Here is a 14,794-nt window from a genome sequence, read left to right on the forward strand (position 1 = left end):
ACCCCTTTGAAAGGAAAAATTATGGCCGCGTTGCACCCCGAAATTGACCCGAACGGGCTGGAAGAATTCTCGGTCGTTTTCTCGGACCGGTCGCTGAACCATATGTCGGCCAAGTTCCAAGGCGTGATGCGCGAGATTTCGGCCACACTGCGCGAGGTGTATAGTGCCGAGGCTGTGGCGGTTGTGCCGGGTGGTGGCACCTATGGGATGGAAGCGGTGGCGCGGCAGTTTGGCCGTGGCGCACGGGTGCTGGTCGTGCGCAACGGCTGGTTTTCCTATCGCTGGAGCCAGATTTTTGAGGCGGGCGGTTTTGCAGCGAATGTCGATGTGGTGATGGCGCGGCAAACCGGCAACGACCCGCGCGCGCCCTATGCGCCGCCGCCGATCGCCGATGTGGTGGCCCGCATTCATGAGGTGAAACCCGAGGTGGTTTTTGCCCCGCATGTTGAAACCAGCGCCGGAATTATCTTGCCGGATGACTATATTAGCCAAATGGCGGCGGCCGCGCATGAGGTTGGGGCGATTATGGTGCTGGATTGCATCGCAAGCGGCTGTATATGGGTGGACATGGCGGAAACCGGCGTCGATGTGCTGATCACGGCGCCGCAAAAGGTGTGGTCGTCCAGCCCTTCGGCGGGTTTGGTGATGATGTCTGCCGCCGCTGTGACGCGGTTGGAGGCGACAAGCTCGGACAGTTTTGCGCTGGATTTGAAGAAGTGGCGCAGCATCATGGCGGCCTATGAGGCGGGCGGGCATGCCTATCATGCCACGATGCCGACCGATGCTTTGGTCGGGTTTTTGGATGCGGTGCGTGAAACCAAAGCCATGGGATTTGCCGAAGCTAAGGCCGCGCAATGGGAGCTGGGCCGCGCCGTGCGGGCACTGTTTGCTGCGCGCGGGCTGGTTTCGGTTGCTGCCGAAGGCTTTGCCGCGCCGGGGGTTGTGGTTAGCTATACCGATGATCCGGCGATTCAGAACGGTGCGAAATTCCGCGAAAAAGGCCTGCAAATTGCCGCAGGTGTGCCGCTGCAAGTTGGCGAAGGCGCTGCGTTCAAAACCTTTCGTATCGGCTTGTTCGGGCTGGATAAACTGGCAGATGTTGCCGGAACTGTGAAACGGTTGGAGCGGGCGGTCGACGCTGTTTTATAGGTATTTGGGCCAAGATGAAGGCGGTGGTTAGCGTAAGCCAAGGCCCGCCTTCATCAGCGTTTTTCGAACTGGCGCGGTGGCATAAAGCGCGCCGAGAATGTTTGCCCGCAGGTCGCGCAACAATGGCGCGCCCAACATCGACGTCCGGTTGAGCGCGTCAATCGCCGTGACGCGGGCCTGCACCTCGCGGTGGCGGCGTTTGTGGTAGGCGTCGAGCATTTTTTCCGACCCGATTGCCGCAGGTGTGGCCAATGCCAATTCGTGCAAAACCGCCAGATCAGCCAGGCTCATATTCAGGCCTTGCGCGCCGATTGGCGGCACGACATGCGCGGCCTCGGCCATCAAGGCGGTGCGTTGGCCAGACATGCGGGCGGCGATTTGGCTGATGATGGGCCAAGAGGTTAACGGGCTGTTCAGCGTCATCGGGCCCAAGATGTGGCAGGCGCGCAGGTTCATCTCGGCTTCGAAGGCGGCTTGGGGCAGGGCGGCTAGACGGGCGATCTCGGGGCCATGTTCCATCCAGACAACTGCCGAGGCAGGCAGGCCGTCATGGTCGGGCAGAGGCACCATTGTGAAAGGCCCGCCCGAGCGATGCACCTCGGTCGAAACATTGTGATGCGGAATTGGGTGGGTGGTGGTGAAGGCCAAGGCCTTTTGCCCGTAGCGTGTTGTTTTGACATCAATACCAGCAGCCTGACGGACTGCTGAGTTGCGGCCATCCGCGCCGATCAGCAGCTTGGCCCGCCAGGACGTGCCATCGGACAGGCCGACCAAAGCCTCACTCTCGCGCGTGAGTACCGAGGTTGTCGCGACGCCGAGGCGGAAGGTGACATTTGGTAAGCCCTGCACATGCGCCAGCATTTCGCGGCGCAAGAGCCAGTTCGGCAAGTTGTAGCCAAAAGGGGTGTCGGACAATTCTGCGGCGTCAAAGTCGCGGGTTTGGCGGGCTTCGCCTGCGGTACCGCCGGCATCGACAATACGCATGATTTGCAGGGCCGCAGAAAAGGGCGACAGCCTGTCCCACAGCCCGATGTCTTGCAGTAAGGTGATCGAGGGCATCAGGAACGCTGTGCTGCGCATATCAGCACCGGCGCTTTGGCGGTCGGTGACGGGGGCGGTCGGGTCGACGCAGAGCACTGAAAAGCCGGCGCTGCCAAAGGCGGCAGCCGCCGAAAGACCGGCGACTCCGCCGCCGGAGATCAGGATATCAACGGTTTCACGGGTCATTCATTGCGCCTTCCTGCAGGCCCCCTGAGCGGGGCTTTGGCATTTAGATAGGCCGATAATGTGCCCGCGTCCAAGGGACAAAGCGCCGCTATTTGCCCAAAGTGATCGCAATCAAGGTGATAAGGATCACCGGCACAAAGGCAAGCGCGGTCATGGCAAGGGCAACCAGACCCCAAGCCTTAACCCCTAGAACTACGCAGGTTACCAAAATCACCAAGGCGTAGTAGATGCTGTTGATGTCTTTTTGAATATCGCGCGCAATCTGGCCGAAAAACGGGGTGGCAAAAAGTATGCGCATCCCAAGGGGCACGCGTTTTGTGTTGGTGTTCATTTCATTCTCCTGTTCGCAGGGGGTAGGTAGCGTGCAGAGACGTGGAGACCATGTGGCAGCGTGCCGCAGCGGCGTTTAGCCAATGAGTTTTGCCAGAAAGCCGGTCAAATCGCTGGTATGGTGATGGATATGGGCAGCAGGTTCGGCCGTTGGTGCGACGTGGACAGTGCGCATCCCCATCTGATGCGGTGCGGTTAGGTTGCGGCTGTCATCTTCGAACATCGCGCCTTGGCTTGGGTTCAGCTTATCAAGGGCAAAAATCGTTTCAAAAGCAATGCGTTCCGGTTTGGGGCGAAAGCCTGCGTGTTCGACGCCGTAAACCGCATCAAACAGGTTTGACAGCCCGCGCGCCGCCAAAACCCGTTCGGCATAGGGGCCTGAACCGTTGGTATAAACGATCCGCCGCCCCGGAAGGGCGCGGATGTGAGAGGCCAGATCCAGATCCTGTCCGAGGTGATCCAGCGAAATATCATGGACGTCGGTCAAATAGGGGGCAGGGTCGACACCATGTTCGTGCATAAGCCCTGCAAGGGTTGTGCCATATTGCGCCCAATAGTGGCGTCGCAAACGGTCGGCCTCGGGCCGGTCGACATTCAGGCTTTGCATCACCCAATTGGTCATCCGCACCTCGATCTGATCAAACAGACGGGCGGCAGGCGGGTATAGCGTGTTGTCGAGGTCAAAGACCCAGGACCGAACCTGTGTGAAATCTTGTGTTGGCATGCGCCTAAACTAGGGCGCATGCGGCGGTTTGGCAATGCGATTGCGGTTGAGATGGGGCGCAAGGCCCGCTAACCTGACTGGCAGTTAGAAAAGGTGCGAAATTGTGCAAAAAGATGCCTATACCCTGATCCTCGAGGCGATTGACGCGGGCGTTTACAAGCCGGGAGACAGGTTGGTCGAATCCGAGCTGGCCGACCGCTTTGGTGTATCGCGCACCCCGGTGCGTGAGGCGTTGCAGCGGTTGGAAACCCAGTCGATGCTGACGCGCGATGGCCGCAGCCTGATTGTGGCCTCGTTGAACCATAACCAACTGGCCGAGCTATATGCCGTTCGCACCGAACTGGAAGGGCTGGCCGCGCGTTTGGCCGCGCGCCATGCAACTGAAGAAGAAATCCATGTTTTGCGCAGCATGGTTGAGGATGACAAGGCCTTGTTGGGGGGCGATCCGCGCAGCCTGAGCCGCGCGAACAAGCGGTTTCACAAGCAAATTCATCTGGCCTCGCATAACCGCTTTTTGGTGCAGCAATTGGATTTGGTGCATCGCTCGATGGCGCTGATGGCGACCACGTCTTTTGCGGCCGAAGGGCGCGATGCGATCGGGCTGGCGGAACATGATGCTATCGTTGCGGCGATAGAGGCGCGTGACGGTGATGCGGCCTATAACGCCTTGCGCAGCCATATTTCCAAGGCGTTCGAGACGCGGCTGCGTATTGATGCGGGCGAGATAAAAACCCGTTAATGCGGGGCTGATTGGTCAAAATGGCCATGGCTGGTTTTATCCCAATAAAAGGGTTTGGTGACCATTTCCCAAGCCGCTTTGTATGATGCCAATGCCCCCAACGGAAAATAGAAGTGCAATGTTGCAACCCAGAGTTTGTTGATGCTGTGGTTGGTTTTGCGCAGGCCCATGACATTCACCGTCAGGTTGATCACCTCGGTCAGCAAATACGACCCGTAGAGCGCCAGCATTGCCAAAGGTGACAGTGCCGCGGCCAGAGGGTGGGAAAACCCGAGCGGTACAAGCCAGAATGACCAAAGCACCGGTGCAAGCAGGAATTGCGACAGGGTGCAGAGGAACAAGACCTGAAATCCTATGAATTTCCACGCCCCCAATTGCCGCCAGAGCAAGACCGGTGCGCGCATATGCACGGCCCAAGTCATCATATAGCCCTTTAACCAACGGGACCGCTGCCGCACCCATGGCAAGGTACGACAATTTGCCTCTTCTTCTGTGACCGTATCCAGCATTTCGGTCCGGTAGCCGTGCCGCGCCAGACGCATCCCGAGATCGGCATCTTCGGTCACATTATGCGCATCCCAACCGCCCAGATCCTCTAGGGCGGCACGGCGGAAAAACAGCGTTGTCCCGCCCAAGGGGATGGCAAAGCCCAGACGTTGCAACCCCGGCAGGATGATGCGGAACCAAGAGGCATATTCCATTGTAAAACAACGAGATAGCCAGTTGGTGTTCGGGTTGTAGAAATCAAGTATGCCTTGCAGGCAGGCAACATCGGCGCCGCGCTGGTAGAAGCGTTCCACCACTTTGCGAATCTGGCTAGGCTCGGGTGCGTCTTCGGCGTCATAAACCCCGATGATAGAGCCTCGGCACAGGTCGAGGCCAAAATTCAAGGCGCGGGGTTTGGTTTTCAACGGCCCGTCCGGCACCACAACAACCCGCATCCATGGTGGCAAATCCACCGATTTCAACGCATTACGGGTAAGGTGGTCGTTCTCTTCCACGACCAACAGAATATCAAGCAGATCGCGCGGATACTCCAACCGGTCCAAGCGCCTGATCAGGCGCGGGGCGATATCGCCTTCTTTGAACAGCGCGACCATAATCGAAACCGTCGGCGGGCGGGCGATGATGGGCGCGGGGTTTGGTGGCTCAATGTAGCGCAGGGCGGCAATAACGGCACCTGTACGCAAGGCGGTTGATAAGAACAGCGTCAAACTGGCCCAAAAGGTAAAGGCCAGCCCAACAAAACTGGGCGAGAGCCACAGGCCGAGGCAAAACACGCCAATGCCCAAGGCGACCTTGATTGCCAAGCCTTCGCTGCCATAGTTGCGGCAGCTTTCCGATGCTGCGACGCGGTTTTCGGCAGCGTCATTCAACAGCGCCGAGCGGGCCTTCATCACTGCCGCCTGAATTTGGGATACAGGGGCAAGGGCCATGACTACCGAACCGAAAGCCGCGCGCAACATCTTGGAATGTTTTGCAAAATCTTCGGGGTAGGCGGTGGCGACCACTACGATTTCTCCGACAGCCTGCCAAGGGATCAACCCTTCGCGCAGGCAAGTGGCGGCGCCCAGACGGTCAATCAGACGGGGATCTGCAGGTTTGGACAAAGGATTTATCAGCCGTACGTTCCAATGCCGTGCCAGTGCCTGATACAGCGGCTTTTCGGCAATCATTTGCCGCGCCAAAAGGATGTCGCTAAGCCGCCCCCGATGCCGTTTTTGCAAAGACAGTGCCTGCACCAGATCATCCGCCGAGATCAACCCGTCACGCAGCAGTGTGATACCAAGTGACCGCACCGATGGCGCCGTAATTGCGATGCGCCGTTTGCGCTGCGGGTCAGGAAACACCTGCGCCACGTGGCCAAGCGTATTTTGGCGGCCAGAAACGGGTATCAGGTTGGCGTTGGCGATGCGGTTGGAAGCGGTCATTATCCCCCCTTGTTAGGATCAGAATGGGGAGATTCCAGTTAATGGCGAGTTAACGCATTAATTTTAAATGAGTTTTTTATAAAATGGGCAGGGTAGGTAGTGGCCCGTATATCTCGGGCCACTAAATCTTGAATGTCCTGCTGGCAAGGTTATCAAGCGCGGCGGGCTTTCATCGCTTCGGCGAATCGCTCAAACAGGTAATAGCTGTCTTGCGGGCCGGGGCTTGCCTCGGGGTGGTACTGCACGGAAAACACAGGTTTGCCATCCACCGCGATGCCACAGTTAGACCCGTCAAACAGGCTGACATGGGTTTCGCGCACGCCTTTTGGCAAGGTTTGCGCATCAACGGTAAAGCCGTGGTTCATCGAGGTGATTTCGACTTTGTTGGTGTCGTAATCCTTAACGGGGTGGTTCGCACCGTGGTGGCCGTGGTTCATCTTGATGGTTTTGCCACCCAGCGCCAGCGCAAGCATCTGATGCCCAAGGCAAATACCGAAAACCGGGATGTCAGCATCCAAGACGCCTTTGATCATGCCAACCGCATATTCGCCGGTTGCGGCAGGGTCGCCCGGGCCGTTTGACAGGAAAACCCCTTCGGGGTTCAGCGCCAAAACATCCTCGGCCGTGGCGGTTGCGGGCAGTACGGTCACGTCACAACCCGACGAAGCCAAGCAGCGCAAGATGTTGCGTTTTGCGCCGAAATCTATGGCAACCACGCGCAGGCCATCGCCCGTGCGCTTAGTATAGCCTTGAGGCCAGGCCCAACGCATTTCATCCCAGCGATAGCTTTGCGCGCAAGTTACCTCTTTGGCCAGATCAAGGCCTTCGAGGCCGCGCCACGCACGTGCAGCAGCGACCAGCGCCTCAATATCAAAATTGCCGTCCGGATCATGGGCAAGCGCCACATGCGGCGCACCTTGCTGGCGGATTGCGCGGGTCAGACGCCGTGTATCAAGGCCGCCAATGCCAATACGGCCTTTGGACAGCAGCCAATCGGTCAATTCCGCCGTTGCGCGCCAGTTGGAAGGGTCGGTCGGATCCCATTTCACCACCATGCCCGCCGCCACCGGATCGGTGGTTTCGTCATCTTCGGGCGTCACACCGGTGTTGCCGATATGCGGAAAGGTAAAGGTGACAACCTGACCCGCGTAGGACGGATCTGTCATGATTTCCTGATAGCCGGTCATCGCGGTGTTGAACACCAGCTCGGCCACCGTTTGGCCGGTTGCGCCAAAGCCGCGCCCGTAAAAGATGGTTCCATCGGCCAGCGCAAGGCAAGCGGTTGGTTTATCAGTGATTTGTGCAGTTTGGGGCATGGTACGACTCTCTCTGGCCGGATTTTGGGGACACTACGGGCCATGGGCTGCGGGGTCAAGGGTGGTGCTGAAATGGAATAACGTGCAAAACCAATGATTTACGATTTTCATCATCAGTTGCCTCGCCTTTCGCTTCGCGCTATGGTCGGCAGTTGCTGAAACTCTGGGAAAGAAATCAGAATGACTTTGCGTGATCGGCTGCAAGCCGCCCTAAAAGATGCGATGCGCGCCAAAGAGGTGGAACGGCTTTCGACGCTGCGCCTGATCAATGCCGCGATCAAGGATCGTGAGATTGCCCAACGGGGCGAAGGCGGCGAAGGCGAGGTCTCGGAGGCTGAGATCACGGCGATTCTGTCGAAAATGGTCAAGCAGCGGCAGGAAAGCGCGCGCGTCTATGAAGAAGGCGGGCGGTTGGAACTGGCCGAGAAAGAACTGAACGAGATTTCGGTGATTGAGGAATACTTGCCGCGTCAATTGCCGGATGATGAGGTCGACGCCGCGATTACTGCTGCGATTGCCGAGGCGGGGGCATCCTCGATCCGCGATATGGGCAAGGTGATGGCTGTGCTGAAAGGCAAATTCACCGGCCAGATGGATTTTGGTGCTGTCGGGCCGCGGGTCAAGGACAAGCTGGGATAAGCAGGGCACGAATTACCGCTGCGTGAAAACAATATGCCCTGCACCCAAAAGTGCAGGGCTTTTGCATCTAAAATAAACAGTACAGGCCAAAGCTGGGGCGGGGACTAGGTGCCAGTCTTTGGCCGGTTGAATGCCGATAGTCTATGCAAGACATATGTCAGCTGTGTGACAGTTACCAAGAATTGTGGTCACGAAGGGCGCGGCGCAATTCATCGGCCAGTTTGACGCGCTCTTCTTCGGATAAAAACGCCCCCAACTCTACCTCGCGCGGGCCGCCCTTTAGGGTGATGTATTCGGGCACCGGCCCAGAGCTTTTATACAGCTCTACCCGCACCCAATGGGGGTTTGCCTCCCATTCCTGATGCTTGCCGCGCGGGCCATCGCGGGTCAGACGCAGGCGCGTGGGTTCAAAGGTCAGGGTCTCGATTATCTCGGCGTCGCGGTAGTTGCGATCCAATGCCCAATACATTCCGCCGACCGCCAAAACCAAAAACGGCAGTAGCCCCCATAAAACCATCGAGCCGATAACGGCGAATAGTGGTACCAAGACCATAAGGGCCGTGGCGCCAATAAAGACGACAAACCCGCGCTTTGGCAATGAGCGATAGGGCCACAACTGTAGCACCATCGGGGCAGGGGTTTTGATCCATTCATAGGGCATTGGGGCATTCTCGGTCAGGGGGCTGGCAAATTCTAGCGGCATATCCGGCCAAGAAAAAGGGCCCCTGCATTGCTGCGGGGGCCCTTTTCGATTGGTCAGCTACGGCCGTTAGTGGCTGTGGCCTTTATCCCAGTCAGACTGCTTTGGCAGCTGCTCGAACGTATGCTCTGGCGGCGGGCAAGGCAGGGTCCATTCCAGGGTGTCCGCATATTCGTTCCAGTAGTTGTTTTGCGTCACGCGCTTGCCGTAGCGCAGCGTGTAAAAAACGATCCCGATAAAGAACACGAAGGACGCAAAGGACAGGAACGCACCAAGGCTCGACCAGAAGTTCCAGTAGGCGAATGCCTCGGGATAGTCGATATAGCGGCGCGGCATGCCTTGACGGCCAAGGAAGTGCTGCGGGAAGAAGGTCAGGTTTGCACCGATGAACATCATCCAGAAGTGCAGCTTGCCAGCCCATTCGGGGTATTGACGGCCCGACATTTTGCCGATCCAGAAGTAGATACCCGCGAAAATTGCAAACACCGCACCAAGCGACATCACGTAGTGGAAGTGTGCAATCACATAGTAGGTGTCATGGTACACACGGTCTACGCCTGCCTGCGACAGAACAACGCCGGTAACGCCGCCAACTGTGAACAGGAAGATGAAGCCGAATGCCCAGTACATCGGGGTTTTCATGTCAAGCGAGCCGCCCCACATGGTCGCAATCCACGAGAAGATCTTGATGCCTGTTGGCACCGCGATCACCATGGTTGCCAGCATGAAATAGGACTGCTGGGTCAGCGACATGCCGACAGTGTACATGTGGTGCGCCCAGACAACAAAGCCCAGAACACCAATCGCCACCATCGCGTAAACCATTGGCAGGTAACCAAATACCGGCTTGCGCGAGAAGGTCGCAACAACTTGCGAAATGATACCAAAGCCCGGCAGGATGATGATGTACACCTCTGGGTGGCCAAAGAACCACAAGATGTGCTGATACAAGATCGGGTCACCGCCGCCAGCTGCCTGGAAGAAGGTGGTGCCAAAGTTGCGGTCTGTCAGCAACATGGTGATCGCGCCTGCCAGAACCGGCAAGGACAGCAGAATCAACCACGAGGTTACAAAGATCGACCATGCGAACAGAGGCACTTTGTGCAGGGTCATCCCCGGCGCGCGCATGTTCAGGAAGGTGGTGATCATGTTGATCGCGCCCAAAATCGACGACGCGCCCGACAGGTGAACCGCGAAAATCGCGAGATCCATCGAGTAGCCGCCTTCATTGGTTGACAGTGGCGGGTACAGAACCCAACCCACGCCAGACCCCAACTGGTCATTGCCGCCTGGCGACAAAACCGAGGCCACAGCCAGCGAGGTGCCTGCAACATACATCCAATAGGACAGGTTGTTCATGCGCGGGAACGCCATATCCGGCGCGCCGATCTGCAATGGCATGAAATAGTTGCCAAAGCCGCCGAACAGGGCAGGGATAACCACGAAGAACATCATCAAGATGCCGTGTGCCGTGATGATCACGTTCCACAGGTGGCCGTTTGGCGTACAGGTATCACCTGCACCGGCAGCGAAAAACCGCGAGCCTTCCATACACATGTACTGAACACCGGGGTGCATCAGTTCCATCCGCATGTAGACAGTGAAAATTACCGAAATCAGGCCAACAAGGCCGCCGGTAAACAGGTACAAAATACCAATATCTTTGTGATTGGTTGACATAAACCAGCGAGTAAAGAACCCGCGTTCGTCATGTTCGTGGCCATGAATGGCTGCGTCGGCCATGCCTGCCCTCCCGTTAGCGTTTAATTTCCAGCGCACGGGAAAAAAAGAGATTCCCGCCGCCACTTGCATTCATGTTCTAGAATGCCCAAGCGGCGGCGGCAATTGCTGACTTTGACGCAGATCAAATAAAACGGCGTCAAAGCCACATTTTTTTTGATTATTTCGCCGCAGGACCAACCGAGGCAAGATAGGCCGCAACATCCTCGCCGCCTTTTTTCAGCTTGAAGGTCATTTTGGATTTGCCCTTCGCATCGCCCGAAAACTCTTCGAGGAACGTGGATGGATCGGGCAGGTATGCTGCCAATGTTGCCTCATCCCAGATCAGGCCTTTTGCGCCGGATTCTTTCATCACGTCCGAATATTTGAAATCTGCGACACCACCTGCGGCACGGCCGACAACGCCGTAAAGGTTGGGGCCAACTTTGCCGCCTTTAACGATTTCGGTGCCATCGTCTGCAACAATTGCATGACAGGCTTTGCATTTCTTGAACTCTTTTTCGCCATTTGCGGCGTCGCCGGCAAAGGCAGGCGCGGTCAAAGCAAGAAGGGCAGCGGTTGTGATAAGGCTAAGTTTCATTGTCAGTCCTCGTTTGTTTCGTAGTTGGTCCACGCCGCAACGGCCAAGGGGCGCACGGCCATTCAACGCATTGCAGTATCATAGGCCCAAGTCTGGCCAATTGACATAGGTCAAGCCGTCGCGTGGATAATAGCAACCTATCGCGACAGGTTCAATCGGGGCGGTATGCGTAAGGCGAATCAAGCTTGGGCATTGCAACCCAAAAGTGTGACATTTCAGCAAAAGGCCTCATTTCTGCAGCCTTGGCGTGTATTTTGAGGCTCGTTGGGGAAATTTGGCTGTGTTAGAGCGGATTTCGGGGACCAAGCATGATTGCCACGGTGTTTCGCAAGAAGATCATTGCAAGAAAAAGTGGCGCGATATGCAAACTGTAGATGAACAATATATGACACAAACCGATTCACCGCTTCGCAGCGTGGACAAGCTGAAGCTGGCTGCACGTTTGGTTGAAGAAGTCGCCTATGCGCAAGCCGGGTTTCAATCGCAGCAAAAAGTGGCGCATTTGATGCTTGTTGCCGCAAGCCTTGACAGATTGGCGCAAAGCCCGTCGGATTTTGCCGATGCAAATGCTTGGCCTGCGTTGGTGAAACGCTAACGCGTGGCAAGGTGTCGCTGTTTGGGGGGCAGGGCTGTTTTTGACGCCCTTGGACCCAATGCTTTGCAAGCATGGTATTGTAAATAAGTCTAACTACGCTACCGTATGGTTGCACGGTTTGTGATGGGCTTCATGTCAGTCTTGGGTAATTTCGGCAGTAACTTGCGTAAGCTGGCGCAACAGCGCGGGACTTTGGCCAAGGCAGCCAATGAGCTTGATATTTCCAAGGTGCAATTCCAACGCTATCTGCGCGGCGAATCCTTTCCCAAACCGCATATCTTGAAACAGATTTGCAACTATTTTGAGGTCGATGCCCGTATCCTGACCGAACCCCTGACTGATACGCTCTTATTCGAAATGCGCACGGCTGCGGTCGCGGGGCAGGGTGGGAATCCGGCGATGAATGCGGCGATCAGCTTTGCGTGCCCGACCCAGGATTATTTTCAAACCCCCGAGGCATTGCCCGATGGGTTTTACCGTGTGGTGCGAAAATCATTAACCTTTCCAAATTGTTACGCCAATCTTTTGTTTCTGGTGAAAACTTTGGGTAAGGCCCGTGTAATGCGGTGTTATGATGACAAGCTCATCTCAAACGGCACAATGCCTGCGCCGCTTCGCCAGTATCGCGGGATGGTTCTGGGGCAGGCCGATGGTATCTCGATGGTGGTATTTCACAGCCCGCCCGCAATGAGCGTTTCCCATATCTTTGTGGCGCCATTTTTTCACGCCAATGGCACCCGCGCGCTGACCGGATTCAGCACCAATGGCCGCACCGAACTGGTCGGGCGCGCCCGGATCGTGCGCATCTATATCGAGCCGATTACCGGCGGGTTTTCTGGCGTCATGGCCTATCGCCGCCGCAAAGTCTTTATGACGCCGGAAGAGGTAGAGCCGATGATTCTGGGCATCATCGAGCAGCCGCTGAACTGATCCGAATTGCGTCAGGAGGTTGCGCCGAATACCGCCTCAAACTGTTGCCGCAGCGCGACATCCAGATCATCCATCGTGACGGGCAAGCCAAGGTCGACCAAGCTGGTCACGCCATGATCGGAAATGCCGCAAGGAACAATGCCCGAAAAATGGCCCAGATCGGGTTCGACATTGATAGAGATGCCGTGAAAGCTGACCCATTTGCGCAGCTTTACCCCGATCGCCGCGATTTTATCTTCGGCGGGCTGCCCGTCGGGGCCTTTGCGGTCGGGGCGCACCACCCACACACCAACCCGGCCCTGACGGCGTTCACCCTTTACATTAAACTCGGCCAAGGTCTTGATAACCCAGTTTTCCAAAGCACAAACGAATTTGCGCACGTCGCGGCCGCGTTTGTTCAGGTCAAGCATCACATAGGCAACGCGCTGGCCCGGCCCGTGATAGGTATACTGCCCGCCGCGCCCTGCCACATGCACCGCAAAGCGGTCGGGCTGCACCAGATCTTCGGCCTTGGCACTGGTGCCGGCCGTGTAAAGCGGCGGATGCTCTAGCAACCAAACCGCCTCGGGCGCCGTTCCGGCGGCGATCCCGGCCACACGTGCCTCCATCGCGGCCAAGGTTTCGGCATAGGGGGCCAAACCGTCCAGTACCCGCCACTCAAGTGCTGTTAGTTCTGCCTTTGATGCGTTTTCCATCGCTCGCCCCTTCGCGGCCTTAGGCACCCGCATGCCGTTCGGGCCAAAAAACTTGGTCAAAACACGCTTGCGTGATACCGTTTTATTACATTGAGTCGATCTATTCCCTAGATGCGGAGTTTTCAAATGATATTCAAAAGCATTTCTACATCGTTAATTGCCACGGCTCTTATCATCACACCTCTGGAATCGCAGGCGGGTGACGGATTGGTCGGTGGTATTATTGGCGGCATTATCGGCGGTGCAATTGTCAACGGCGCGAATAGCAACCGCCGTGCGACCACGCAGCGCAGGACCACCACACGGTCAACCGTTTCCAGCAGTCAGCGGGCCGAAAACCGCGAAGTGCAAGTTGCGCTGAATTATTTTGGATTTCCGGTGGGCACGCCTGACGGGTCAATCGGCCCGCGGTCGCGCGGTGCAATCAGCCAGTTTCAGGCGCATCTCGGCTATGCGCCAACGGGCAATCTGAACGGCTGGGAAAAGGATTTCCTGATTCAGTCCTATTACCGCGCGCAGGCCGGCGGGCCGCTGACGGCCCAACAGGTCGCCCGCGATCCGCGCGGCACTATGGGGCTGCTGATTACCTATCGCGATGAAAAACTCGGGATAACGCCGCCCGCAGGTGAAATGGCTGCGGCACCAGAGGCAGCCCCTGCAGCACCGCAAACGGCTACGGTAGCGGCAGGAAGCTCGGCTGTGGCGGCTGCTGTGCCCCAATTCGGCGCCCCGGCTGCGCCAGCGGCTTTGCCATCGTTCTTGGGGCAGGGGGCAACCAAAGTATCCTTGGCCAGCCAATGCAACAAAGTGTCTTTGCTGACCAATTCCAACGGCGGTTTTGTCACGCAGGCCAATATGACCGATCCGGCCTTTACGCTGTCAGAGCAGTTCTGCCTTGCCCGCACCTATGCCATTGCGCAGGGCGAAGAGCTGGCCGCCAAGGTTTCGGGCTTTACGCCGCAGCAAATCGCCCAGCAATGCGAAGGCTTTGGTCCGGTGCTGAAAGATCAGGTCGCGGCAATCTCACTGCGGTCTCGTGAAGAAGTGCTGCAAGGCGTGTCCAGCTTTGTGCTGGCATCGGGCATGGCACCGGCGCAACTGGCGGGAACGGCCAAGATTTGCCTTGGTGTCGGCTATGTCACTGACAATATGGATGTCGCGATTGGTTCGGCGTTGATCCTGGTTGCCGTTGGTGAAACGGCTTATGCCGAATTGCCGGGCCATCATTTGGCTGCCGGTATCGGCGCGGCACAGCGGGCCGATCTTGCCTTGCCTTGGTTTGAACAAAGCTTTGCAGCCGGCACCGATGGCACGTTGCAGGTGTTTGCACCCGGTATGACGGACCGTACGGCGTTGATCCGGCAGGCGGCCTATACGGTTGCAGGTCGCCCGATGCCAGGGGCGGCTGCACCCGGCATGCCAGTGCCTGCGTCGGCTCTGCCAAGCTTTGCCCTGCCAGGGGCCACAGCCGCAGGCACCTCTAACCCGTAACCAGACAC

The 14,794-nt window shown here is 57.4% G+C and carries 15 protein-coding genes; 6 read left to right on the forward strand and 9 right to left on the reverse strand.

Going from position 1 to position 14,794, the window contains the following annotated elements; translation table 11 throughout:
• The first annotated feature begins 21 nt into the window (after positions 1 to 21).
• Positions 22 to 1,149: an aminotransferase class V-fold PLP-dependent enzyme gene (locus AKU79_RS09125; protein WP_050523278.1), complete on the forward strand. Its 1,128-nt coding sequence runs from the start codon at positions 22 to 24 to the stop codon at positions 1,147 to 1,149.
• A gap of 27 nt (positions 1,150 to 1,176) precedes the next feature.
• Here the strand turns inward: AKU79_RS09125 and AKU79_RS09130 are convergent, their stop codons facing one another.
• The 3 genes from AKU79_RS09130 to AKU79_RS09140 all read right to left on the reverse strand — a co-directional run bounded on the left by AKU79_RS09130 (position 1,177) and on the right by AKU79_RS09140 (position 3,430).
• Complete coding sequence (locus AKU79_RS09130) at positions 1,177 to 2,376, reverse strand: UbiH/UbiF family hydroxylase (protein WP_050523279.1); 1,200 nt, start codon at positions 2,374 to 2,376, stop codon at positions 1,177 to 1,179.
• A gap of 88 nt (positions 2,377 to 2,464) precedes the next feature.
• Positions 2,465 to 2,707, reverse strand: coding sequence for a hypothetical protein (locus AKU79_RS09135; protein WP_050523280.1), 243 nt, complete (start codon positions 2,705 to 2,707; stop codon positions 2,465 to 2,467).
• 75 nt (positions 2,708 to 2,782) lie between these two features.
• Positions 2,783 to 3,430, reverse strand: coding sequence for a pyrimidine 5'-nucleotidase (locus AKU79_RS09140; protein ID WP_050523281.1), 648 nt, complete (start codon positions 3,428 to 3,430; stop codon positions 2,783 to 2,785).
• A 103-nt stretch (positions 3,431 to 3,533) separates the two neighbouring features.
• Here AKU79_RS09140 and AKU79_RS09145 point away from each other — a divergent pair, with 103 nt between their 5' ends.
• A complete protein-coding gene (locus AKU79_RS09145) occupies positions 3,534 to 4,169 on the forward strand; it encodes a GntR family transcriptional regulator (protein WP_050523282.1) in 636 nt (211 codons plus the stop codon).
• On the opposite strand, the gene AKU79_RS09150 is transcribed toward AKU79_RS09145, so the two are convergent.
• Positions 4,166 to 6,100, reverse strand: coding sequence for a glycosyltransferase (locus tag AKU79_RS09150; protein WP_082223985.1), 1,935 nt, complete (start codon positions 6,098 to 6,100; stop codon positions 4,166 to 4,168). The two genes, AKU79_RS09145 and AKU79_RS09150, sit on opposite strands and share 4 nt — an antisense overlap.
• A gap of 152 nt (positions 6,101 to 6,252) precedes the next feature.
• Entirely contained in the window at positions 6,253 to 7,416 is a 1,164-nt protein-coding gene (gene carA, locus AKU79_RS09155) for a glutamine-hydrolyzing carbamoyl-phosphate synthase small subunit (RefSeq protein WP_050523283.1), read from the reverse strand.
• 180 nt (positions 7,417 to 7,596) lie between these two features.
• Here carA and AKU79_RS09160 point away from each other — a divergent pair, with 180 nt between their 5' ends.
• Positions 7,597 to 8,055 carry a GatB/YqeY domain-containing protein gene (locus AKU79_RS09160; protein WP_050523284.1) on the forward strand — a complete coding sequence of 153 codons (459 nt, stop codon included), beginning with the start codon at positions 7,597 to 7,599 and terminating at the stop codon, positions 8,053 to 8,055.
• Positions 8,056 to 8,227: 172 nt separating this feature from the next.
• Here the strand turns inward: AKU79_RS09160 and AKU79_RS09165 are convergent, their stop codons facing one another.
• The 3 genes from AKU79_RS09165 to AKU79_RS09175 form a co-directional block, all read right to left on the reverse strand.
• On the reverse strand, positions 8,228 to 8,716 hold the full coding sequence (locus AKU79_RS09165) for a DUF2244 domain-containing protein (protein WP_050523498.1): 489 nt from the start codon (positions 8,714 to 8,716) through the stop codon (positions 8,228 to 8,230).
• Positions 8,717 to 8,824: 108 nt separating this feature from the next.
• The gene (locus AKU79_RS09170; RefSeq protein WP_050523285.1) at positions 8,825 to 10,498 is read right to left on the reverse strand and encodes a cytochrome c oxidase subunit I; all 1,674 of its coding nucleotides are present in this window, start codon (positions 10,496 to 10,498) and stop codon (positions 8,825 to 8,827) included.
• Positions 10,499 to 10,655: 157 nt separating this feature from the next.
• Positions 10,656 to 11,075 (reverse strand): c-type cytochrome, encoded by a 420-nt coding sequence (locus AKU79_RS09175; protein WP_050523286.1) that lies wholly within the window; start codon positions 11,073 to 11,075, stop codon positions 10,656 to 10,658.
• Positions 11,076 to 11,436: 361 nt separating this feature from the next.
• Between AKU79_RS09175 and AKU79_RS09180 the strand changes: the two genes are divergently transcribed.
• On the forward strand, positions 11,437 to 11,670 hold the full coding sequence (locus AKU79_RS09180; RefSeq protein ID WP_156209618.1) for a hypothetical protein: 234 nt from the start codon (positions 11,437 to 11,439) through the stop codon (positions 11,668 to 11,670).
• A 105-nt stretch (positions 11,671 to 11,775) separates the two neighbouring features.
• Positions 11,776 to 12,600 carry a helix-turn-helix domain-containing protein gene (locus tag AKU79_RS09185; protein WP_050523288.1) on the forward strand — a complete coding sequence of 275 codons (825 nt, stop codon included), beginning with the start codon at positions 11,776 to 11,778 and terminating at the stop codon, positions 12,598 to 12,600.
• 11 nt (positions 12,601 to 12,611) lie between these two features.
• On the opposite strand, the gene lipB is transcribed toward AKU79_RS09185, so the two are convergent.
• Positions 12,612 to 13,295 carry a lipoyl(octanoyl) transferase LipB gene (lipB, locus tag AKU79_RS09190; RefSeq protein ID WP_050523499.1) on the reverse strand — a complete coding sequence of 228 codons (684 nt, stop codon included), beginning with the start codon at positions 13,293 to 13,295 and terminating at the stop codon, positions 12,612 to 12,614.
• A gap of 126 nt (positions 13,296 to 13,421) precedes the next feature.
• Here lipB and AKU79_RS09195 point away from each other — a divergent pair, with 126 nt between their 5' ends.
• Positions 13,422 to 14,786, forward strand: coding sequence for a peptidoglycan-binding domain-containing protein (locus AKU79_RS09195; RefSeq protein WP_082223986.1), 1,365 nt, complete (start codon positions 13,422 to 13,424; stop codon positions 14,784 to 14,786).
• Positions 14,787 to 14,794: the final 8 nt, after the last annotated feature.

This window comes from Pseudorhodobacter wandonensis, assembly GCF_001202035.1.
In the GTDB taxonomy this organism is placed as follows: domain Bacteria; phylum Pseudomonadota; class Alphaproteobacteria; order Rhodobacterales; family Rhodobacteraceae; genus Pseudorhodobacter; species Pseudorhodobacter wandonensis.